General features: G+C 39.1%; 22 protein-coding genes. 14 read left to right on the forward strand and 8 right to left on the reverse strand.

Features of this window, described 5'->3' with window-relative positions; genetic code table 11:
• Nucleotide 1 precedes the first annotated feature (1 nt).
• Together gatC and cutA are read right to left on the reverse strand one after the other, a co-directional pair.
• Nucleotides 2-289, reverse strand: a complete 288-nt coding sequence (gene gatC / locus KN1_RS11950; RefSeq protein ID WP_221287876.1) for an Asp-tRNA(Asn) amidotransferase subunit GatC — start codon at nt 287-289, stop codon at nt 2-4.
• The gene (cutA, locus tag KN1_RS11955; protein ID WP_225905687.1) at nt 279-602 is read right to left on the reverse strand and encodes a divalent-cation tolerance protein CutA; all 324 of its coding nucleotides are present in this window, start codon (nt 600-602) and stop codon (nt 279-281) included. The genes gatC and cutA overlap by 11 nt, the downstream gene beginning before the upstream one ends.
• Before the next feature lie 35 nt (nt 603-637).
• Here cutA and KN1_RS11960 point away from each other — a divergent pair, with 35 nt between their 5' ends.
• Both KN1_RS11960 and KN1_RS11965 read left to right on the forward strand, forming a co-directional pair.
• Nucleotides 638-1,015, forward strand: coding sequence for a hypothetical protein (locus tag KN1_RS11960; RefSeq protein WP_221287877.1), 378 nt, complete (start codon nt 638-640; stop codon nt 1,013-1,015).
• A complete protein-coding gene (locus KN1_RS11965; protein ID WP_221287878.1) occupies nt 975-2,600 on the forward strand; it encodes a DEAD/DEAH box helicase in 1,626 nt (541 codons plus the stop codon). Before KN1_RS11960 ends, KN1_RS11965 begins: the two co-directional genes overlap by 41 nt.
• On the opposite strand, the gene KN1_RS11970 is transcribed toward KN1_RS11965, so the two are convergent.
• Nucleotides 2,564-3,061, reverse strand: a complete 498-nt coding sequence (locus tag KN1_RS11970) for a hypothetical protein (RefSeq protein WP_221287879.1) — start codon at nt 3,059-3,061, stop codon at nt 2,564-2,566. The two genes, KN1_RS11965 and KN1_RS11970, sit on opposite strands and share 37 nt — an antisense overlap.
• 101 nt (nt 3,062-3,162) lie before the next feature.
• Here KN1_RS11970 and KN1_RS11975 point away from each other — a divergent pair, with 101 nt between their 5' ends.
• The gene (locus tag KN1_RS11975; protein WP_225905688.1) at nt 3,163-3,441 is read left to right on the forward strand and encodes a hypothetical protein; all 279 of its coding nucleotides are present in this window, start codon (nt 3,163-3,165) and stop codon (nt 3,439-3,441) included.
• On the opposite strand, the gene KN1_RS11980 is transcribed toward KN1_RS11975, so the two are convergent.
• Nucleotides 3,413-3,739, reverse strand: coding sequence for a hypothetical protein (locus tag KN1_RS11980; RefSeq protein WP_221290742.1), 327 nt, complete (start codon nt 3,737-3,739; stop codon nt 3,413-3,415). The two genes, KN1_RS11975 and KN1_RS11980, sit on opposite strands and share 29 nt — an antisense overlap.
• A gap of 81 nt (nt 3,740-3,820) precedes the next feature.
• On the reverse strand, nt 3,821-4,114 hold the full coding sequence (gene albA, locus KN1_RS11985; protein WP_156005863.1) for a DNA-binding protein Alba: 294 nt from the start codon (nt 4,112-4,114) through the stop codon (nt 3,821-3,823).
• Between the two features lie 175 nt (nt 4,115-4,289).
• On the opposite strand from albA, the gene rgy reads away from it, so the two are divergent.
• On the forward strand, nt 4,290-7,751 hold the full coding sequence (gene rgy / locus KN1_RS11990; RefSeq protein WP_221287881.1) for a reverse gyrase: 3,462 nt from the start codon (nt 4,290-4,292) through the stop codon (nt 7,749-7,751).
• Here the strand turns inward: rgy and KN1_RS11995 are convergent.
• Both KN1_RS11995 and KN1_RS12000 read right to left on the reverse strand, forming a co-directional pair.
• A complete protein-coding gene (locus tag KN1_RS11995; RefSeq protein WP_221287882.1) occupies nt 7,716-7,988 on the reverse strand; it encodes a ribonuclease P subunit p25 family protein in 273 nt (90 codons plus the stop codon). The genes rgy and KN1_RS11995 overlap by 36 nt on opposite strands.
• Nucleotides 7,989-8,113: 125 nt before the next feature.
• Entirely contained in the window at nt 8,114-10,918 is a 2,805-nt protein-coding gene (locus KN1_RS12000) for a DEAD/DEAH box helicase (RefSeq protein WP_221287883.1), read from the reverse strand.
• Between the two features lie 69 nt (nt 10,919-10,987).
• Here KN1_RS12000 and KN1_RS12005 point away from each other — a divergent pair, with 69 nt between their 5' ends.
• The 5 genes from KN1_RS12005 to KN1_RS12025 all read left to right on the forward strand — a co-directional run bounded on the left by KN1_RS12005 (nt 10,988) and on the right by KN1_RS12025 (nt 16,494).
• Nucleotides 10,988-11,227: a hypothetical protein gene (locus tag KN1_RS12005; protein WP_221287884.1), complete on the forward strand. Its 240-nt coding sequence runs from the start codon at nt 10,988-10,990 to the stop codon at nt 11,225-11,227.
• A 98-nt stretch (nt 11,228-11,325) separates the two neighbouring features.
• Nucleotides 11,326-12,777: an RtcB family protein gene (locus KN1_RS12010; protein WP_221287885.1), complete on the forward strand. Its 1,452-nt coding sequence runs from the start codon at nt 11,326-11,328 to the stop codon at nt 12,775-12,777.
• Nucleotides 12,774-13,709, forward strand: a complete 936-nt coding sequence (locus KN1_RS12015; protein ID WP_221287886.1) for a deoxyhypusine synthase — start codon at nt 12,774-12,776, stop codon at nt 13,707-13,709. Before KN1_RS12010 ends, KN1_RS12015 begins: the two co-directional genes overlap by 4 nt.
• Before the next feature lie 35 nt (nt 13,710-13,744).
• Nucleotides 13,745-15,340, forward strand: a complete 1,596-nt coding sequence (locus KN1_RS12020; RefSeq protein ID WP_420857147.1) for a DNA topoisomerase VI subunit B — start codon at nt 13,745-13,747, stop codon at nt 15,338-15,340.
• The gene (locus KN1_RS12025) at nt 15,337-16,494 is read left to right on the forward strand and encodes a DNA topoisomerase IV subunit A (RefSeq protein ID WP_221287887.1); all 1,158 of its coding nucleotides are present in this window, start codon (nt 15,337-15,339) and stop codon (nt 16,492-16,494) included. The genes KN1_RS12020 and KN1_RS12025 overlap by 4 nt, the downstream gene beginning before the upstream one ends.
• 53 nt (nt 16,495-16,547) lie before the next feature.
• On the opposite strand, the gene KN1_RS12030 is transcribed toward KN1_RS12025, so the two are convergent.
• Nucleotides 16,548-16,694: a hypothetical protein gene (locus KN1_RS12030; RefSeq protein ID WP_221287888.1), complete on the reverse strand. Its 147-nt coding sequence runs from the start codon at nt 16,692-16,694 to the stop codon at nt 16,548-16,550.
• A 163-nt stretch (nt 16,695-16,857) separates the two neighbouring features.
• Between KN1_RS12030 and KN1_RS12035 the strand changes: the two genes are divergently transcribed.
• From KN1_RS12035 to KN1_RS12055, 5 genes are all read left to right on the forward strand, one after another.
• Nucleotides 16,858-17,253, forward strand: coding sequence for a translation initiation factor IF-5A (locus KN1_RS12035; RefSeq protein WP_221290745.1), 396 nt, complete (start codon nt 16,858-16,860; stop codon nt 17,251-17,253).
• 2 nt (nt 17,254-17,255) lie between these two features.
• Entirely contained in the window at nt 17,256-18,593 is a 1,338-nt protein-coding gene (locus KN1_RS12040) for a signal recognition particle protein Srp54 (protein WP_221287889.1), read from the forward strand.
• Entirely contained in the window at nt 18,559-19,650 is a 1,092-nt protein-coding gene (locus tag KN1_RS12045; RefSeq protein WP_221287890.1) for a pseudouridylate synthase, read from the forward strand. Before KN1_RS12040 ends, KN1_RS12045 begins: the two co-directional genes overlap by 35 nt.
• A 7-nt stretch (nt 19,651-19,657) precedes the next feature.
• On the forward strand, nt 19,658-20,458 hold the full coding sequence (locus KN1_RS12050) for an SDR family oxidoreductase (RefSeq protein WP_221287891.1): 801 nt from the start codon (nt 19,658-19,660) through the stop codon (nt 20,456-20,458).
• Between the two features lie 411 nt (nt 20,459-20,869).
• Nucleotides 20,870-21,046, forward strand: coding sequence for a chromatin protein Cren7 (locus KN1_RS12055; RefSeq protein WP_221287892.1), 177 nt, complete (start codon nt 20,870-20,872; stop codon nt 21,044-21,046).
• Nucleotides 21,047-21,121 lie beyond the last annotated feature (75 nt).

The raw sequence follows: 21,121 nt of genomic DNA on the forward strand, positions 1-21,121 counted from the left end.
TTTAATCACCGTATGTCCTTGGGCCTACTATGTAGCCGTTTTCTTTCCTCTTTACGTTTTGCAGGGCTTCGTCTCTGGTGAGGGTCTTTAATGGTTCGTCTTTTCTGAGTTTTCCTGACGAGAGGGGGTGGAATAGGGGCTCCACGTTTGTGAGGTCTAGTTGGTTTATTTTATCGAAGAACTGTAAAATATTTTGCAGGTCTTTTTTAAGCTTGTCTTTTTCTCCTTCCTTTATTTCGATGAGGGCTAAGTTCTGTAATTTTTCGAGGAGTTTCTCATCAATCTCCATCTTTTTTCACACTCTCTGTTAGCCACGATAAGTATTCTGGTAGTCCGGAATTAAAGTCGATTGCTATAACTTCTGGGACTTGGTATGTGTGTAGTTCCTTTATCCTCTTTATTACTTTTTCCTTTACCTCACTCCTGGTCTTTATCACCAAGAGTACCTCGTCGTCTTCTGTTGTTTTCCCTTCCCAGACGTAAAATGACTTGATATAGGGGACTATGTTTACGCAAGCCACGAGCCTTTCGTCCACGAGTGTTTTAGCTATTTTCTTTGCGTTTTCCATTGTATTCGTAGTCGAAAATAGGAGAGTATACACGAAGATAATTTAAGCTCAGAAATTTAAAAGGACTCGTGAGAATAAAGGACTTCCTTGAGGTAGCACCGTGGAAGGGAATTGAGGAGGCCCTGTTCTTGGGGTTAAGTGAAGCGGAAGAACTGGGAAAGTATTTCTTAGGTTTTACCCTTTCTAACGGGCACGGGATAATCTTGTTTGTTGACCCGTATGGGGCAGAAATAAGGGGTGTTTATTTGGCTTTGCCTGAAAAGTCTGAGGCCCAGTACCTGAGGTTTTGTTGTTTATATAAAGGTAGGGTAGGTAATACCATTTTTATTTACGAGATAGTTAATTTGTCTGAATACATAAATACTGTAAAGTCAGAGAGTATTATTTACGAAGAAGTGATCAAAGGTGAGCTTGAGGACTTTTTATATACAGCGTTGGTTGGATGACGACACTTTTAGGAAGTTACTATCGTTCTCGAGGTTTATTACTAGGGATCCCACAAAAGGCTCAGTATTTGTAATCGACACAGAGAGGGCTAGGAAGAACAGGCTTAAGGCGGACGACATAAGGGCGATACTGCAGGAAATCGGTGTTACAGTGGACGAAAAGGAGTTGAAAGAACTTGAAAAAGAGTTACCCAACTACGATGTGGAGTTTGTTTTAAGGAACGAGAAAGTAATCATAAGGCCCCACGTATACCTAATGGACCTAGTCAAAGACTATTATGAGCAAGGGATATTAAAGTACAATAAGGGGGAAAAGGTCTTCGAGACTTACCCTTATTATTATCAGTTCCTTAAGACCCGGTTTGAGGAAAACGGCCTTAAGGTTAAAGGTCTAGAGTTAAAAGTAAGAGATATTAACATAAACCTTAAAGCGGAATTGAGAGAATATCAGAAGGAAGCTCTGGATATCTGGTTAGAAAAGGGCTCAGGAGTTATAGCATTACCTACCGGTGCCGGAAAGACTGTGATAGGGGTAGGGGCCATAGCCCATGCTAAGAGGTCAGCCCTAGTGGTCACTTTTACCAAGGAACAGATGATGCAATGGAGGGACTCAATACTCAGGTTTACCGATGCTGAAAAAGCTATGATAGGGCTTTTCTATTCGGGTGAAAAGAACATTAAACCGATAACGATCACCACTTACCATACAGCTTATAGGCATATGGGAGAATTAGGGGATAAGTTTGATGTCCTAATAATCGACGAAGCACACCACTTACCGGCTGATAAGTTTAAAGTCATAGCTCTAGGTTCTTTTGCTTCAAGGAGGTTAGCCTTATCGGCGACACCCGTTAGAGAAGACGGTAAGCATGAGGAGCTTTTCAAGCTAATGGGCGGTCTGATATATTTTAAGACCCCACAGGAGTTGATAAAAGGGGGTTTCCTTGCCCCTTATGAGATAACCCAAGTTAGAGTCGATATGACCCCACAGGAGAAGCTTGAGTATAACAAGTTGTTAAGTAAGTTCAGGAGTTTATCAAAGGGTAAAAAGGTTTCACAGTTGTTAGAACTTGTAAAGAAAGGAGACGAGGAAGCAGTAGAGGCTATGAAAGTCTATAACGAGATGAAGAAGATCACTAACCTAGCTAAGAACAAGGTTGAAAAAGTTAAGGAGATAGTTGAAAAGGAAAAAGGTAATAAGATCCTTGTTTTCACCCAGTACGTTGAACAAGCTGAGGAGATAGCTAAGTCCTTAAACGCCTTCCTGATAACCGGGAAGATGAGCAAGAGTGAAAGGGAGAAAGTCCTTTCGGTATTTAAGGGTATGAAAAGTGGTGTGTTAGTCTTGACTACTGTCGGTGACGAAGGTCTCGATATCCCGGATGCAAGTGTTGGGATTATTGTCACGGGTACGGGCTCTAGGAGGCAGTTTATCCAGAGGCTAGGTAGGCTATTGAGGCCCAGTAATGGTAAAAAGGCTAAGTTATACGAGTTAATAACTAAGGGGACTGCTGAGGAGTACCAAGCTGTAAAGAGGAAGGAGATAATTCAGGAAGACTCATTGTTCCCAGACGGAGATATGTAGTAGTATAAGGAATAGGCTAGCGGTTTAAAGTAATTTTTGAGTTGGGATGTCGCAACTGTAACTGTTTCTCCGCTTAAAGCCAATAATGGGGCATTGTCAATTTCCAGTATAGGGACCCCTTCTACATCGTCTATGACCAGTTTTACTTTACCTAAGGCATGCTTAAGGCTAATTGCAGGTAAAAACCTGGGGCATTTTACTTCTATTTCGCCTTCAACTTCCCTTTTACCTTCTTTGAATGTGACTTTTTCTTTCCCGTTAACTGTGTACCCCTCTACCCAGTTTGGGCTTTCAATCTCGTTTTCGCAGTCGGGGGATATGACAGAGAGTGGTGGGAATTCTAATATGAACCCGCGGATCTTTAGTAGTGCTGGTTGTACTAATATTATATCTCCTTGCTTTATTTCTGTTTTTTTCTCTGCTGGTCTACAGATTTTCATCCCTTTATCTACGTAGGGCATTATTATGTTAAGTTTAAAATACCATCAATAAATAGTTATTTGATGAAAGTACTTGTAAGGTCTGAGTTATGATGATTAACTAGGCTGTTGAGTGGTTGGAGATGAGGTGGTTAAAGAAGAGGGAAGTAGTCATCTATTTTCTGCTCCAAAAAAAGTTCGGTACTAATGAGTTTAATGTAGGTGAGGCACTAGAGTACCTTTCACCGTATTTTTCAAAGAAAGTGAGCTTGAACGTTATCCGTTATTTTTACAATACTGGGATCCTTATAAAAACTGGCGAGTTAAGGTATAAACTAATCCCTTGGGACGAGTATATGTTAGATGTGTCTTTTAAGTATTTAAGAAGGAGGGCTACTCTTCATCATAAAATTCGATCGTAATTTTTACTTTTACTTCTTTGTTGCTTAGAGGCGGGATACTTTGCCCTAAGTCCACTCCTACTACTACTGGGTTACCTAATGAGTCTGTGAACTTGACTTCAGCTACATACTTCTTTGAGGGCCCTTGGTTTAATGATTTCATTAGCTCTTCGTATATCCTGCTCAGAGCCATTTGAAATGATATGGGGCTTGCTAAATCCTCAGGTTTTAACTGTATTGGTATAAATCCTCCCATTATTTCCCCGATCTTTGCTTTTCCTTCAAATTGCACTTTGTATGAAGGTTGTGAGGAACTCATATTATTCAATACTATAGTTGTCACGCGTGATAATTAAAATTATGTCTAAGAAAAGCGCGGGATAAAAACGCTTTATTACCTTTATGCCTTCTTTCTTATTGCAATCTCTATCGTTGAAACTCTTGATTGCCTACCGTCTTGGCTTGTCACAGTCTGGCTCCCGATCCTTATTTCTTTAACTTCTATCTTGTCTGGTAAGAACCTGTTCCTGACTATTTCCACTGTGTCTACGGCTTTGCTGATTGCTCTTCCTCTTGCCTTTATTATTATTTCACTTACACCTTGGTTTAGTAGAGTTAGAGCTGCTAATACATAGTTCATTACAGGTTTTTTACCTACTAATACTACATTACTTGGAGTTGCGGCGGTGCTCACATATATCACCCGAATCGCAATAACAGATACTTACTAGGGTAATAAAGTTATCTAAGAGAGTAGTGTAGGTAAGAATAGCGGAAAAAATACACTTAAGAAATATATAAGCCAGATAGCACGATATCACTCACTTCTATGTCTTATAAAATCATACTGTATAAATGCAACATTTAGCATGGTCAAGATTAGGTACTTATTTGGATGTCCTAATTGTAATGGCCCAATAGATTCGGAAAGGCTTTTAAAGGGATTGCCTTGTGAGTCGTGTTTACCGGGCTATTCCGAGGCTCTGGATATTAAAGCGATATACGACCTGCTGGTTAAGAACTCGACCTTGAAAAGTTACGCTGAGCTCTATTATAACTTTGAGATGTATGAGGAGTTGTCAAGCCTATTCAAGAAAATAGTGGGCAAAGAACCTTGGCCTCTGCAGAAGTATTGGTTAAGGAAATTGCTTAGGGGCGAGAATTTTTCGCTATCTGCACCTACCGGGATAGGTAAAACTACGACTTTGATGGTATATTCTATATATAGAGGTGAGACCACCTTATTTGTAGTACCTACGAACTCTTTGAGGGATCAAATATGCCAGAGGTTAAAGGCTATCACTCCTGATGTATCCTGCGGGAACCCAGAAGACGGTAAAATAAACGTGACGTCTTTCTATTCCATAAACCGTAATACGGAGAAATATGCCAGCCTGAAGCCTAAAGTAGTGATCGTGGACGATGCCGATATGATCCTTAAGAGCGGTAAGACTACTGAAAGGATAGCTACAATCCTTCAGATACCCCAGGACGTATTTGATAAGGCTGTACAGTTAGTTAAATTAAGGAGGATCCTGTCCTTTAAGGAAGACCGAGAACTATCACAGAGAGTAAGGGAATTAGAAGCTCAAGTATACACGTGGAGGCCTGTGACACAGTTTGTCGTATCCAGCGCTACTTTGAGACCTAAGGGGTCTAAACAACTTGCCCTGAGGACTTTGGCGGGTTTTGAGCCTTCCACCGTCCAGATCTATAGTAGGAATATAATAGACTCATATCAAGACGGACTGGACTTAGTAAACCTATTAGATAGGCTGGGTGATGAAGGGGCCTTAATACTAGTATCAAGAGACTTCGGGAGGGCAAAGGTAAAAGAGATAGTTAACGAACTTAACGAGAGAGGGTTTAGGGCTATTCAGGCTGTATCAGGGAGGAAGTTCATGGATAAGTTCTCTTCCGGTGAAGTAGGGTATTTAGTAGGGTCGGCTAGCTATTACGGTGTAGCTGTAAGGGGGCTGGACGAGCCTAAGAGGTTAAAATACGTAATATTTTACGGTGTCCCGAAGACTAAGTTACCCTTAGAGGACTCTTTAAATAACCCGTTTACCGCGTTAAGGGTAGCTGATGCTTTATCGCTCGATGTCGGTAATCTGAGGAAAAAAGTGCTATTGCTTTCCCCTTCTGAAGTCCAAGCTATAAAATTTGCACTTAGAAACTCGGAGACGTTAAACGGTAAACTTGAAGAGTTGAGGAAATCACTGAGCTATTTGAAAGAAAACGTAATTGAGGTGCTCAAAAGTAAAAAGCCCTCGGTATTAAAGTTAGACAATTTCACAGTAGAAAGAGAAGGCAGGAGGTATTTTATCCTCATACCGGACGCCATAACTTATATACAGGGCTCTGGTAGGGCTAGCAGGATCTTACACAACGGGTTTACTTTAGGGCTAAGTGTGGTCTTAGTCGATAAGCCTGAGCTCTTTGAAATCCTGGCGAAGAGAGTTAAGGGGTTATCTTATGATACAGAATTTAAGAAGTTTAACGACCTCGACCTAGATAGTATAAAGAGAGAAGTAACGGAAAGTAGGAATGGCGGGTCTAGGAGTTTAGACATTAAGACAGCATTAATAGTCGTCGAGTCCCCTACTAAGGCTAAGACTATTTCAAGGATTTTTAGCAGAGGGGTTAGGAGGGAGTTATACGGCGTTCCGGTGTATGAGAGTATAATAGTAGACAAAAACTCGGTTATTGTAGCTAATATAGTGGCTTCAAAGGGACACGTAACCGATCTCACGACCGAGGAGGTAGGTTATTATGGGGTCGAGGTCGATAACGAGATAAGGGCCAACTATTCTCCTATATATAAGTGTTACAACTGCCTTAAGACAATAACTAAGAGAGTTGACTCTTGCCCTTATTGCGGTTCAACGTTAGTTTATTCGTCAGAGAGAATTATAAATGCGATAAGGCTCCTTAGTTCTGACGTAGATGAAGTCTACGTCGCTACAGACCCTGACCAGGAGGGCGAGAAAATTGCCTTTGACCTCTATGCACTTATAAGCCCATATAATAAGAACGTGTTCAGGGTAACATATCACGAAATAACTAAAAACGCCATATTAGAAGCTATCAGGAATAAGTCGTGGTTTAACCTCAATGCGGTTAACTCACAACTTGCGAGAAGGATTGAAGACAGATGGATAGGGTTTGAGCTTAGTAGTGCCCTTAAGAGTATTATAGGGGATCAAAATAACGGTAGCGGTAGAGTTCAGGGACCGGTACTCGGTTGGATAGTAGATAGGACAAACGAATATAAGAGGAACACCGGTTGGATGGTCTATGTCAAGGTAGGAAATTATGTGATCAGGAGGTTATTTAAAAGTAAGGCTGAAGCTGAGGATTTTGTAAAAAGACTTAACGTTAAAGTACTGAAAGTTGGGGAGAGAGAGGAAGTTGTTAATCCTCAGCCTCCATACACTACTGATGCTCTACTGATTGACGCTTATAATAGACTCGGTATAAGTGCTCCTTTAACGATGAGGGTAGCCCAAGAACTGTTTGAGAGTGGGTTGATCACTTATCATAGGACGGATAGTATACACATATCACCTTTAGGTGTTAACATAGCTAAGGAGTACTTAATTAGGTCAGGGCTTAACCAAGATTTTCAAGGCAGGAGTTGGGGAGAGAGCGGTACGCATGAGGCTATACGCCCGACCAACCCGATGGACTTGAATGACCTGCAGAGGGATATAGAAGAAAACCCGTTCAAATATTATATTAAATTTACGTGGGTTCACTTCAAGGTCTATGACCTGATCTTCAGGAGGTTTATAGCGAGCCAAATGGGACCTGCTAAGGTAATTTACGGGAAGTTCAGGGTAACTTTAACCGGTAACGATGAGGAGTTGATAGAGGTGCCAATACTTGTAGAAGGCGGGTTTTCAAAAGTCTATCCGGTTAAGGTCTACTCGCTGGACGGAAGCGAGGTGACGAGTAGTATTAGGAAGGGTTCTTCTGTGCCTTTGCTGGGTTATGCTGAGGTCATTAAGTTAATGAAAGAGAAAAACATAGGTAGACCGAGTACTTATGCTAAAACTGTTACGTCATTAATAAGACACGGATATGTAATAGAGACTAAAAAGAGGTCTTTTCTATTAGCCTCTAAGAGAGGTATTAAGGCTTATGAGGTGCTTAGAAATAATTTTGCTGAATTCGTTAGTGAGTCAAGGACTAGTCTTTTGGTAGATACTATAGATAAAATATCTAAGGGAACGCTTGACGTTGACGTTTTCATAAAGGATCTCTTCCAGGAGGTTAACAGCGGTATTAGGGTGTTAATAAACTCTCCTGAGCTTAAGGAGCAGATATGAAACTCTCCTTTTGTCCTTTACTTCACTACCTATATCAATTTTCTCTAATTTTACTCCTTCTTTTAGTCGTTCCACGAGTTGGTTATATATATCTACTACCTTATTTATCTCAAAGCCATTCCCTTTTACTTCTACTTCTTGGGAACCTTGGTTGAACATTGTTATTATATCTAAGACATAATCTTCTATACTTTTAGTCCTCCCAACTATAATCTCGTTAGGTTTTTTCTCACTCATCTGAGATCGTATAGTTGATTAAGTCCGAAAAAATAAATCTGTGCTTTCAAAGTTTAACGGTAAGTGTAACCCTGACCTCATCAGTAACACGGGCCAGAATCACCGGTCTTTATCGAAGGGCTTCATCATCCGAATTTTAGACTCTGTATATAACTTACAGCGTTTAAGACTAAAAATCTGGCTATACTCTTTTTAACAAAGTAATATTTGGGGGATATCGATATCACAAGCGAATCGTTAGGGTCTTTTAACTTTAGTTCTAATATTTCGTCATATGGTATACGCTTTAAGAACTCATCTGGATTATTTACTAGGTCTTTAACTCTGAACACTGTTTCAGTAGTACCTTCTGACTGGTAAGCCCTCATGACTATAACATAGGACTCATCGAGGTTTATAGGGTTAAAGGAGTTGTAATAGTCATCTGACTCAGCAACTTCTTTCAAGTCTTCCATTAATGCCCACCTCACCTCATGGGTATCAACATCAATAAAACTGCACGTCCTATGCCTGGAATTCGGCTTCCTCATTTTCTTTAACCTGAGTTCTAATGTCTTTTTAGATATTCCTAGCATTTCGGATAGTTCTTCTACAGTATATGCACCACCTTTTAAGGCCTGATAAAGACGGACAGAGAGGTCTGAGATCCACGGTTTAATAGGTGAGTGGCTTAAGACCGCCTTACCCAAAGGAGATAACCCGTTAACGTTAATAATACTTATCTTCCCTTCCTTGATAGCTTTCACGTATTTTATGGTACCGTTAATACTGAAGTACTTATTTACAGTTTGTTTTAATGCCTCTTCTAGGACAATTTTGTCTTCTGAACTAGTGATTTTATTAATTTTGCCATAGCTGTATTGTATTTCTTTAAGTGTAGCAAAGAAGAGAGGTGACCTTTTTATTGACCTCATTAGGACTGATTTAAGTTGTTTTTCATCCATTTTAATCAGGTCTTGTAGTAGGTCTTTGTCAACGCCTTTGATGGAGAAACCGTAGATGGATGACCTTGCTGAAACATTTAAGGAGTACCTTTTAGTAGCTAAATATAAGAGGGCATGTGATAATGTGTTCGCTATTTTTTCGTTTATTAGTGTTGCATATACTATTTCATCGTTCTCGTTTTCAATGTAAATAGTCTTTGTATTTGGCAGCGGTAATTGGTGAAGTACATAGAAATCAATAAATTTCTTTATAGCATTTTTTGATTCTTCATCTATTAATTTTTCTTCAGCCAAATAATCGTTTACGTTGAATAAGACTTTTTCTATTTGTTTTGGCAATAAACTGGATTTAGATATATTTTCACCTTTCCAAATAGGTATTTCACCGTTTCCAGTATTTGCGGGCGCAACACTGATCTGCATCTTATTTATATCGACATTAACTATTCTCCAGAGTTTTCCGCTTATCCTTACTATATCGTTATTTCTCAAATGTTTGTACACGTATACTGCGTCTATCTCACCTATGGACTTATTTTCATAGCGTAAACTGAATGTCTCATCAGCACTGATAAACGAGAAGAATTCCGAGAAGTCTTTCATCCATGTGATTTTGTTATCTTTATCAAACCTCCAGATCTTAAAGAATGTTTTACCTATTTTCAGTTTGTCTTTATCTTTTTTAAGGAGACCGCTTTGAACCATATAGTCTATAAGGGATAGGAACTTTTCGAACTTAAGACCTTTATAGTATGTTGAAGATTTAATTAAGGAATATAATTTATCTATGTCTATTTCACCGTATTGTAACGTTATACCTATTATTTCTCTAGCTACTACGTCCATGTAAGGCATATATTTAGGCGGTTCAACAATTCCGGACTTAGCTAGTTCATAAAGGGATATTGCCTCTAATACATCGTAGTCATATAAACATATGATTTCCCCTTTTGAAACTCTGTTGATCGTATGCCCGCTCCTACCTAGCCTTTGGAGGAAAGAGGAGACGGTAGGAGGTGGCCTATACATGATTACTTTTCTTATGTCGCCTATATGTATTCCGAGTTCTAGTGTCCTAGTGCATATCACGACATCAGCTTTACCTTCTCTAAGGCTACTCTCGACTCTGATTTTTTCCTCTTTAGATATTGATGAGTGGTGAATGAATATATTTTTTAACTTACTTCTTTCTAATTCTTCATATAACCTTTCCGTACTAAACCTAGAATTTGTGAAAAGTAGTGTAGGCTTCTCTACTAGCTGGTTGACTAGTTTTGCCGTAGAACTCCATAGGTCTTCTCCGTCCTTTGGCTTTACTTTAACTATTTTTACCTCAAAGTCCCTAGCTCCTTCTACTTTTATGACCTTACTTTCCCTTAATGAAGAACCGAAAACTAATTGCGCTACTTTCTGTTCGTTCCCGATAGTAGCTGAAAGCCCTATCCTCTGAAAGTCATAATTCGTGAACTCCTTTAATCTTTCAAGGAGAACCGATAACTGCGCTCCTCTCTTTGAATTGACCAGTTCGTGTACCTCATCTATTATGATCCATTTGATATTCTTATAATTCTCTCTAAATTTACTAGCCCAATCTAAGTCTATTTCTAGTCCTTCTGGTGTTGTAACCAAGATGTGGGGGACCTTTTTTAACCTTAAACTTTTCTCCTTCTGGGGGACCTCTCCGTGTTTTCTGCTTACGGAGAAGCCGAGTTTTGACGTCCACCATTCTATACGCAAAGTAATGTCATTTATTAAAGCCTTTAACGGAGTAATGTAAAGGACCGCTACAGGTTTTATTTCGGTCTTAAGCATAATGTTAAATATTGGAAGTAATGCGGCTTCCGTTTTTCCGTAACCTGTAGGTGCTATTACGAGGACGTTTTTTCCTTCCATTATCGGAGTAAATGTTTCCTTCTGAACTGCGGTTAGGTCATCCCATCCTTTTTCCTTAATGAGAGACTGCAGTTTACAGTGTAATCTATGCACTAATAATCACCGTTATTTTAATGCACAATACACCGCTATTTTTAAAAATTTAAATTCTCCGTTTCTTGTATGAAAGTGAATTTAGAGTGTATAGTATGTGGAAGGAAGTTTCCAGAAGGGCAAGGTATTAAGTTGACGGTTAAAGGTGAGGATTACTATTTTCACAGTAAGGCTTGTGCATATAAGTTCCTAAGAGAGGCTTTGTATACTATAGATATGGATGAAGTTTCCGGGATATTTAGAGAACTCAAAAAGAAATACAGGGAAATTAACGAAAAGAAAAAAGAATCAACAAAGAAAGTCATATAGATCCGTTACTCAGCCTTCATCATTTTTTCTCAGTGTCCGCTATACTCTTCACAATTTAAATCAGCTTTATTAGAGTTTAAAATAATTTTCATATCGGAATGCCGAATATTCAACCCAAAAGGGTTAACACTTACGAATGGAAAATTGAAAAAGGGACGCAAGAGTGTATGAGAGTACCCGTTACAGTATTTGCTGATGACGTATTAATCGAGAAAATGAAACAGGACTTAACACTAAAACAAGCGATGAACGTTGCTTGTTTACAGGGAGTTCAAGAGTCAGTTTATGTCTTACCGGATGGCCATCAGGGTTATGGGTTTCCAATCGGTGGAATAGCGGCCTCAGCAATAGATGAAGAAGGCGTAGTTTCACCTGGAGGAATAGGATATGATATTAATTGCGGTGTTAGGTTACTTAGGACTAACCTTGACTACAAGGACGTGAAAGATAAACTAAAAGACCTTGTTGAAGAAATCTATAGGAACGTACCGAGCGGAGTAGGAAGTGAGGGGAAAGTTAAGTTAACATTACAACAGTTAGATAATGTATTAGCAGAAGGAGTGAAGTGGGCTGTTGAGAACGGGTATGGTTGGGACAGGGATATGGAGCATATAGAGCAGCACGGGAGTTGGAATCTGGCAGACCCCTCTAAAGTTAGTCCAATTGCAAAACAGAGAGGTCATACCCAATTAGGTACACTTGGTGCCGGAAACCATTTCTTAGAAATACAAGTTGTGGATAAGATTTACGACCCTGAAGTAGCAAAAGCTATAGGTATAACCCATGAGGGACAAGTAACTGTAATGGTGCACACTGGCTCCAGAGGATTAGGACATCAAGTAGCCAGCGATTACTTACAAGTAATGGAGAGGGCTATGAAAAAATATGGTATACATGTCCCCGACAGGGAGCTTGCTGCTATACCTTTTAACACTAGGGAAGCCCAGGACTATATCCATGCTATGGTTTCCGCTGCTAACTTTGCTTGGACTAACAGGCAGATGATAGCCCATTGGGTTAGAGAGAGTTTCGGTAGAGTTTTCAGGATAGACCCAGAAAAATTAGACTTAAATATAATTTATGATGTTGCACATAATATAGCTAAAATTGAAGAATATGATATTGAAGGAAAAAGGAAGAAAGTTTTAGTTCACAGGAAAGGTGCGACCAGGGCTTTTCCGCCGGGTAGCCCTGAAATCCCTCCTGACCACAGAAACACGGGACAGATAGTGCTCATTCCCGGGAGTATGGGGACTGCGAGTTATGTGATGGCAGGGATACCAGAAGGTAGGAAGACATGGTTTACGGCACCTCACGGTGCAGGAAGGTGGATGTCCAGAGAAGCTGCTGTAAGGAGTTACCCAGTAAACAATGTAGTACAGAACCTAGAGCAGAAAGGGATCGTAATAAGGGCTGCCACTAAAAGAGTAGTTGCTGAAGAGGCACCAGGTGCTTATAAGGATGTTGATAGAGTTGCTAAGGTAGCTCATGAGGTTAAAATAGCTAAGCTCGTAGCCAGGCTGAGGCCAATAGGTGTGACCAAAGGATGAAAAGAGAAGACCTACTTAAAGAACCGATAGAGGATATAGCACTAGAAGACCTTAGTGGGACAGAGAAAATACTAAGTATCCTAAACAGAGTATACGGCTTCTCAGCAGAAGCAATCGTGAGAGGGGCTAAAATTTTACAAGATATGGTAAAAGAAGCTGATTTGCGCTTCCTATCATTTACAGCTAACCTAGTTTCTACTGGTCTTAGAGGCCTTTTTGCCGATCTCATCCGTAAAGGGTACTTCAATATAGTGATAACTACCGGAGGGACTATTGATCACGATATTGCTAGAAGTAACGGAGGTAAGTATTACAAGGGGTTCTTCGATTATGACGACTCAATGCTTAGGGATATGGAAATCCATAGGCTTGGGAATGTGCTTGTCCCGTTCGAGAGTTACGGTAAAGTTATTGAAAATGTTGTTAGGAAGAACGTAGACGAGATTATAAAAATAAAGAAAGAGTGGCCAGTGTACGAACTACTATGGGAGTTTGGGAAAAGGATAGAAGATAAGAACTCTATACTCAGAGCGGCGTATGAAAGGAAAGTCCCTATTATAGTCCCCGGTGTTGTTGACGGGTCATTTGGTACTAACCTATTTATCTCTTCTCAATTTAACGGCCTTAAACTCAATTTATTTGAAGACATGAGATTGATTAAAGACTTAGTGTTTTCATGCAGAAAGTCAGGGGCATTAATAATAGGTGGAGGGATAAGTAAGCACCATACGATCTGGTGGAACCAGTTTAAAGATGGGCTAGACTATGCGGTTTATGTTACCACAGCTCAAGAGTACGACGGAAGTCTTAGCGGTGCAAAGCCTAGAGAAGCAATATCATGGAATAAGATAAAGCCTTCAAGTGAAAACGTAGTAATCTACGGAGATGCTACTGTAATTCTTCCGATACTGTCAGTATCCTTATTAGTATAGACAGAGTAAATAAGGATACAAACCGTGTGATAATTATGTCATCTGAGAAATATACAAGTATTTCACCTGCTGAATTTTTCAAGAGAAACCCTGAGCTTGCAGGTTTTAGTAACCCTGCGCGTGCACTTTACCAAACAGTTAGAGAACTGGTTGAAAACGCATTAGACGCTACCGATGTCCATGGGATTTTACCGTCAATTAAGGTCTTAATTGAGCTTAGTAATCCGGAGAAGCAGGTATACAAGGTCAATGTAGAAGATAACGGTATAGGCATACCCCCACATATTGTCCCTAACGCTTTTGGTAGGGTCCTTTACAGTTCTAAGTACGTCTTGAGGCAAACTAGAGGGATGTACGGACTAGGTGTTAAGGCTGCGGTATTATATAGCCAAATGTATCAGGATAAACCTGTTGAAGTCTACACATCACCGATAAATTCCAAAAGGATCTACTACTTTAAACTCAAAATAGACGTAACTAAAAATGAGCCGGTAGTTATTGAGAGGTATTCGGTCTCGAACGATAAAGGGTGGCATGGGACTTCCGTCACATTATATCTAGTTGCAGATTGGCAGAGGGCAAAAAGTAGAGTCTACGAATATATTAAGAAGACTTATGTTGTTGCACCATATTCTGAAATTACGTTTAGAGATCCGGACGGAAATGTGGTTTATTACGAGAGGATAACAGATAAATTACCTAAGCCGCCTGAAGAAGTTAAACCGCACCCTTACGGAGTCGATATTGAACTGATTAAATACCTCATTAATCAATTAAAGAAACCAGTCCCAGTAAGAGAGTTCCTAATTAATGAGTTTCAGAGTATAGGTGACATTACGGCCGATAAAATTCTCGAGCTAGCAAATATTACTAAGACTAAAAAAGTAAACAACTTGACTGATGAAGAGATCTCTAGACTAGTAGAAGTAATGAAAAAGTTTGAAGATTTCAGACCACCTTCTGCTGAAGCCTTATCAGTAATAGGTGAGGACATAATCGAACTTAGCTTGAAAAAGATCTTTAACCCAGAGTTTGCTGCAGCTATTACCAGAAAACCTAAAGCATATCAAGGCCATCCGTTTATTGTAGAAGCCGGGATCGCATATGGGGGTGCAATACCGCCCTCACCAGAGCCTGTAGTACTAAGATACGCTAATAAGATACCATTAGTATATGACGAGAAGTCAGATGTAATATGGAAAGTAGTTAGTGAGGAAATAGACTGGAAGAGATACGGAATAGAAGAAGACCAACCCCCATTAGTTATTATGGTTCATTTATGCAGTACTAAAGTCCCATATAAGAGCGCGGGAAAAGAAAGCATAGCTGACGTAGAAGAGATAGAAAAAGAAATAAAATTAGCTGTAATGGACGTGGCTAGAGAACTTAAAATATATATAAGTGAGAAAAAGAAGGAAGAAGAAGCAAAGAAAAGACTTATTACCTATCTAAAGTATATACCAGAAGTAAGTAGAAGCTTAGCCATATTTATGGTTAATAATAAAGAGAAATTGAACGAAGCCCAAAATTCGTTAAGGGAGAAGCTACTTGAGTTAGTACTAAAGAGGCTTGAAATTGAGGATAAGCAGTTATTAGAAGAAATTAAGAATTATAAGGTTGAGGAAGTATGACGGAGCTTACATCTAAAGTAGACCGTGAAGCTAGGAAGAAGGCTTCTCAGGTTCTTAGGGACTCTTTCCTTAAAGTAGTGGAGCAGATAAACAAAGGAGAACCCCCTATAATGGACATACCGAAGAGGACGTTATCAAATACTGTATATGACGAAAAGAGGGGCTTGTTAATATTAGGCAAAGACAAGTTAAAGAGAAACTTTCTAGATTTAAATGAGGCTAAGCGTTTCATGCAAACTACCTTGATGGCTAGTATAATATATGATGCACTCATTAACGACGAATACCCAACAATACGTGATCTCTATTACAGAGGAAAACACTCGATAATTCTCAAAGGACCTAATAAAACTTATGAGGAGAACACATGGGATGAACAGAAGGAATCTGATAGTGTAATTGTAGATATTGAGGTATTTACAAATCTACTTAGAGAAGATATGCTGATCCTCAGCAAAGAGAAAGGAAAAGTTGTGGGTGATATGCAGATAAGGAGCGGAAACGACGTTATTGACTTAAGCAAGATGGGACACGGAGCGTACGCTATTGAGCCGACACCGGACTTAATCGATTTTGTAAATGTAAATGCTGAATTCGTATTAGTCGTAGAGAAAGACGCAGTGTTTCAACAACTCCATAGGGCCGGTTTTTGGAGACAATACAAGGCTATTCTGATCACTAGTGCAGGTCAACCAGATAGGGCAACAAGGAGGTTTGTAAGGAGGCTAAATGAGGAGCTTAAACTCCCAGTTTACATCTTAACTGATGCTGACCCTTACGGATGGTATATTTATAGTGTGTTCAGGATAGGTTCTATTTCATTATCATATGAAAGCGAAAGGTTGGCAACACCTAATGCTAAATTCTTAGGTGTTTCAATGACAGATATTTTCGGGGATAGGAACAAGAAGGCTTATCTTTCGGAGCAGGAGAGGAGGAATTACATTATAAAGGCTAAAGATGCTGACGTTAAAAGGGCTTTAGAAATTAAGAATTATGACTGGTTTAAGACGAAGGGGTGGCAACATGAAATCGAGATCTTTCTTGATAAGAAATCGAAGCTAGAGATAGAAGCAATGGCTAGTAAGGGGTTAAAGTTCTTAGCTTTCCAATATATTCCTGAGAAAATTAAGACCGGCGATTTTGTCAGTTAGAGTCAGACGAGACAGGTTATTTCATCGATCAAATATATGGGGTTCTTCATCCCTTATTCAATGTATTCTAAGATGTCATTAAAAGTGTTTCTCCTGCACACTTTACAGTACTGGTAAATAGCGGGTTGCTTACTTATATCAAAACTAATATTTATTGTCCATTCTGTCTTGCAGTTTCTACACCTTACTTTCCACGGCATACCCTTATATATCATTATTTAGTAAAAATAAGTTGCTGTGAAGAGGTTAGACTAGCTGACCTATGATGAAGGGCCAAAGCTCGGAGCTTACTCAGTTCTAAACTTCGTGAAAATGACAAAAGAGTTTAAAACCTAATGTGTTTTAGGATTAATGGGAGTAATCGTGAGCATTCAATATACTACAGTTGGCGATTTAAAAGTTGGAAGTTATGTAGTTATAGATGGAGAGCCTTGTAGGGTTGTGGACATAACAAAAGCTAAAACGGGGAAACACGGGAGCGCAAAGGCTAACGTAGTGGCAATAGGAATTTTTACTGGGCAAAAAAGGACTATAATGGCACCTGTAGATCAGCAAGTCGAAGTCCCTATAATCGAGAAACATGTGGGGCAGATCCTCGCCGATAAAGGTGATACAGTCCAAATAATGGATTTGGAAAGCTATGAGACATTTGATATTGAGAGACCTAAGGAAGCAGAACTTTCAGATAAGATAAGGCCTGGGGCAGAAGTAGAATACTGGGATGTAATGGGACGTAGAAAAATTGTAAGGGTTAAATAACCTTGCTTGATAACCTCAAAGACGCAGTAAAGAAGTTTTTAGGTTCCTCCGATTACAATAAGGCTGTAAATGATTTCATAAAAGATCTCCAAATTTCTCTAATAAAAGCAGATGTAAACATTAAGCTCGTAAACGAACTCACCACAAAAATAAAGAATAGACTGTCAAGTGAAAAACCACCTTCAACAATAGAAAGAAGGGAGTGGTTCATTTCTATAGTTTACCAAGAACTATCTAACCTCTTTGGAGGGAATAAAGAACCCGATATAATGCCTAAAAAGTTGCCTTATGTAATTATGCTAGTAGGTGTACAAGGGAGCGGAAAAACTACAACCTCCGGTAAATTAGCTCTATTTTATAAGAAAAAAGGGTATAAGGTTGGTTTAGTCGCTGCTGATATTTACAGACCGGCAGCTTATGACCAGCTGATCCAAATTGGTAATCAAATTAATGTCCCGGTTTATGGAGAGCCTGGAAATAAAGATGCAGTACAAATAGCTAAAAATGGCGTTGAAAAATTTCTTAAAGAAAAATATGACGTGATCATCGTAGATACAGCTGGAAGACACGGATATGGTGAGGAGGTAAAACTACTGGAAGAGATGAAATCGATTTATGAGAGTATAAACCCTGACGAAGTGATCCTAGTCATTGATGCTTCGATAGGACAAAAGGCTTATGACTTAGCTTCCAGGTTCCATGCAGCAAGCCCGATAGGGTCTATTATAATTACTAAAATGGACGGGACTGCAAAGGGTGGAGGGGCTCTTTCAGCCGTAGCAGCTACTGGGGCTACTATAAAGTTTATAGGGACGGGAGAAAAACTAGACGAACTAGAAGTATTCAACCCTAAAAGGTTTGTTTCTCGTATATTAGGCATGGGAGATATTGAAGCTATAATAGAAAAAATGAAGGGAGTAGAAGAATACGAGGAACTGGAAAAGAAAATGGAGGATGTACTAACTGGTAAAACTAAGCTCACATTAAGGGATGTTTACAAGCAGTTGAATGCTATGAGAAAAATGGGACCCCTAAATAAGATCCTTCAGATGATCCCCGGTTATAGTATCTTGTCCCAGATCCCTGAAGAACAGTTAAAGCTCGGAGAGGAAAAGATCAAGAAATTTATGAACATAATGAATTCCATGACTTATAAAGAGCTAGATAACCCTGATATAATCGATAAGTCTAGGATAAGGAGGATTGCTAAGGGCTCTGGGACAACGCCTGAGGAGGTAAGAGAGCTGCTAAAGCAGTACGAAATGACAAATAATTTATTAAAAATGATGAGGAGGAAGAAAGGGCTTGCAAAACTCTTTGAAGGGAGAGATATTAAATAAGGCAATAGGCTTGCTCTCTAAATATCCTCTTTGCGATAGCTGTTTAGGTAGATGCTTCGCTAGACTCAGCTACGGACATAGTAATGAAGAAAGGGGCAAGGCAATAAAGCTTGCCGCCCTAATGGAATTAGATAGGATGATTAAAGAGCATGAAGTGAATAACTTAGAGGAGTTAAAGGAGATCTTTTACAATATCGGTGAGGAAGCTTCCCCTCTCTTTTCCTTATATTTCAGCGGAGAGTTTCAAAAGAGAGAATGCTATATATGCGGAAATAGAATAAAAGAAATCAAAGAAAAATTTGAGAAAAAGGCGTTGAATATTCTGAGAGAGAAAGGATATAAGACCTTCGTATTGGGAGTAAACCTACCTCGTTACTTAAAAAGGCTAGAGGAGGAATTTATAGTAAATAATGACCTAGTTTATTATGAAAGTATTAAGAATGAAATAAAACGGGATGTAGGTAAGAGGATAAGCGAAAAAGGATTTACTCCGGCTTTCGAAGAAGCAGAAGTGGAACTAGTTTATGATTTTGAATATGACACAGTAATTGAGGTTAAGAAGACGTATAAAACACTGGTATTTTACAATAGGCTATCCAGAGGTATACCGATATCAAGGTGGTATGCTAAAGATGGGAAGTCCCTAGAAGGGTTTCTTGCTAACTCTAAGTTGTATGTACCTTTTTCTGAGCCATCAGAGTATAGAGTATTAGAAGAGTATCCACTGATAATAGAAGGAGAGGTGAAAGACATTGCTGGGTACTATTTCAAGAGCTACGGGAAAGTTCAAGGGAGAGAATTATCTACGATATTTACCCTAAAACCTAGTAACAAAACTTATAGGATTACGATCTACTCCAATTTAGAAATTAGTGAAGCAATTAAGATATATGAAGGGGTCTATGATTTATTCATTACTGTCAGAAATGCAGAAGAATTAAAAGCTAAGATTGCTGAACTTGAAAATAAGGGAGTTAAGATAATAGGTATTGACCTAGTGACTACATCAGGTAAGGTGAATACGTTATATAGTATTTATATAAAGGATAATAGATAAGATAAGCGTGAACGTAAACGTAAACGGAAAAAAAGTTATTATCACAGCTTCTAGCGAAGGGATAGGTTTCGGTATTGCTAGAAAGCTGGCTAAGGAAGGCTGCAGATTAGTAATATCTTCCAGAAATGAAGAGAAATTAGAAAAAGCAGTGACAAGCCTTAAAAAGTATAATCCAGAGGTATATGGTATTGTATCAGATCTGAGTAAATTGGATACACTAGATAAATTAGTGGAATTTTCAGTTGAAAAATTTAATTCAGAGATAGACGCTCTCATTTTTAATACCGGGAATCCTCCTTCCGAACCATCTACTTTTGACGAGGCTACTATAGAAGACTGGTCGTATTCCGTTAATTTGTATCTACTTAGTGCAATAAAACTAACTAAGCTTGTTATCCCTTATATGGTAAGGAAAAAAAGCGGTAGAATAATCTATTTATCTTCATGGACAGTTAAGCAACCGCAGAGTATTTTTGTCCTAGCCGATGTATCTCGCTCACCTGTCCTCCAACTGGCTAAAATAATTTCAAAGGATTATGGTAAGTTTAATATCACAGCAAATGTAGTCCTGATGGGTAGTTTCGAAACAGAAGGGGCTAAGAGGAGTTTGAGAAGATTGGCTGAGAAAGTCGGTATAAATTTTGAAGAGTTATGGGAAAAGGAAGTCGTTTCCCGTTCTCCCTTAAAAAGGACTGGTGACGTAGAGAAAGAATTAGGGTCTTTAATTACGTTTTTACTATCTGATTATTCAAGTTATATTACCGGTTCTGTTATTCAGATCGATGGAGGTACTTCCGATGCCCTTTGACCGAGACTTAATACTCGATGCAAGAGAGTTCACCGTAGCAACCTAGCACTCTGTCGCCTCATTGGTAACCGCGCCTCGAAATATGACAGTCTAACTAACTCTATAAAAAGGAAGTTATAATATCACGTTACTTGGAGGCTTGAAGAGTGTAATAGCCCAATATATACACTCTTCAAATGTCGTTAAGTCTCCAATCGAGCTAAGAATGTTACAGATATGAAATGGGGGATCTTCTAAGAAGGGGCACTTGCAACTAGATTCACCGTCCTCGCTAAACGGTTTTCCCTATTCATAGCTTTTGACTGATAAAGGAGTCCTTCAAGGTATCTTTAACTTACTGATGGTATTATCCTTTGCATGAGTTGTAAAAAGGTTTTTAAAGTTGCCTATAATAGTATAATGATGATTGGTATGGCTGAGAAAAAGGTTAAAGTGAAAACACCAGGTGGTAAAGAGATGGAATTGGCACCAGAAAAGACGTGGGTACTAGCTCCTAAGGGGAGAAAGGGTGTTAAAATAGGACTATTTAAAGACCCCGAAACAGGTAAGTACTTTAGGCATAAATTACCAGACGATTATCCAGTTTGATTTATCACATTTTACGCTTTATAATAGAAGAGAATACATTTTTAATATTATATTAGCGGCCGGAGTGAGAGAGTT

The organism is Stygiolobus caldivivus, from assembly GCF_019704315.1.
Taxonomy (GTDB): Archaea; Thermoproteota; Thermoprotei_A; order Sulfolobales; family Sulfolobaceae; genus Stygiolobus; species Stygiolobus caldivivus.

Excerpts from the sequence above, each read along its gene's own strand:
- gatC (WP_221287876.1), bottom strand. The coding sequence starts at position 289 with ATGGAGATTGATGAGAAACTCCTCGAAAAATTACAGAACTTAGCCCTC.
- KN1_RS11970 (WP_221287879.1), bottom strand. The coding sequence starts at position 3,061 with ATGCCCTACGTAGATAAAGGGATGAAAATCTGTAGACCAGCAGAGAAA.
- KN1_RS11975 (WP_225905688.1), top strand. The coding sequence starts at position 3,163 with ATGAGGTGGTTAAAGAAGAGGGAAGTAGTCATCTATTTTCTGCTCCAA.
- KN1_RS11980 (WP_221290742.1), bottom strand. The coding sequence starts at position 3,739 with ATGAGTTCCTCACAACCTTCATACAAAGTGCAATTTGAAGGAAAAGCA.
- rgy (WP_221287881.1), top strand. The coding sequence starts at position 4,290 with ATGGTCAAGATTAGGTACTTATTTGGATGTCCTAATTGTAATGGCCCA.
- KN1_RS11995 (WP_221287882.1), bottom strand. The coding sequence starts at position 7,988 with ATGAGTGAGAAAAAACCTAACGAGATTATAGTTGGGAGGACTAAAAGT.
- KN1_RS12005 (WP_221287884.1), top strand. The coding sequence starts at position 10,988 with ATGAAAGTGAATTTAGAGTGTATAGTATGTGGAAGGAAGTTTCCAGAA.
- KN1_RS12010 (WP_221287885.1), top strand. The coding sequence starts at position 11,326 with ATGCCGAATATTCAACCCAAAAGGGTTAACACTTACGAATGGAAAATT.
- KN1_RS12015 (WP_221287886.1), top strand. The coding sequence starts at position 12,774 with ATGAAAAGAGAAGACCTACTTAAAGAACCGATAGAGGATATAGCACTA.
- KN1_RS12020 (WP_420857147.1), top strand. The coding sequence starts at position 13,745 with ATGTCATCTGAGAAATATACAAGTATTTCACCTGCTGAATTTTTCAAG.
- KN1_RS12025 (WP_221287887.1), top strand. The coding sequence starts at position 15,337 with ATGACGGAGCTTACATCTAAAGTAGACCGTGAAGCTAGGAAGAAGGCT.
- KN1_RS12030 (WP_221287888.1), bottom strand. The coding sequence starts at position 16,694 with ATGCCGTGGAAAGTAAGGTGTAGAAACTGCAAGACAGAATGGACAATA.
- KN1_RS12055 (WP_221287892.1), top strand. The coding sequence starts at position 20,870 with ATGGCTGAGAAAAAGGTTAAAGTGAAAACACCAGGTGGTAAAGAGATG.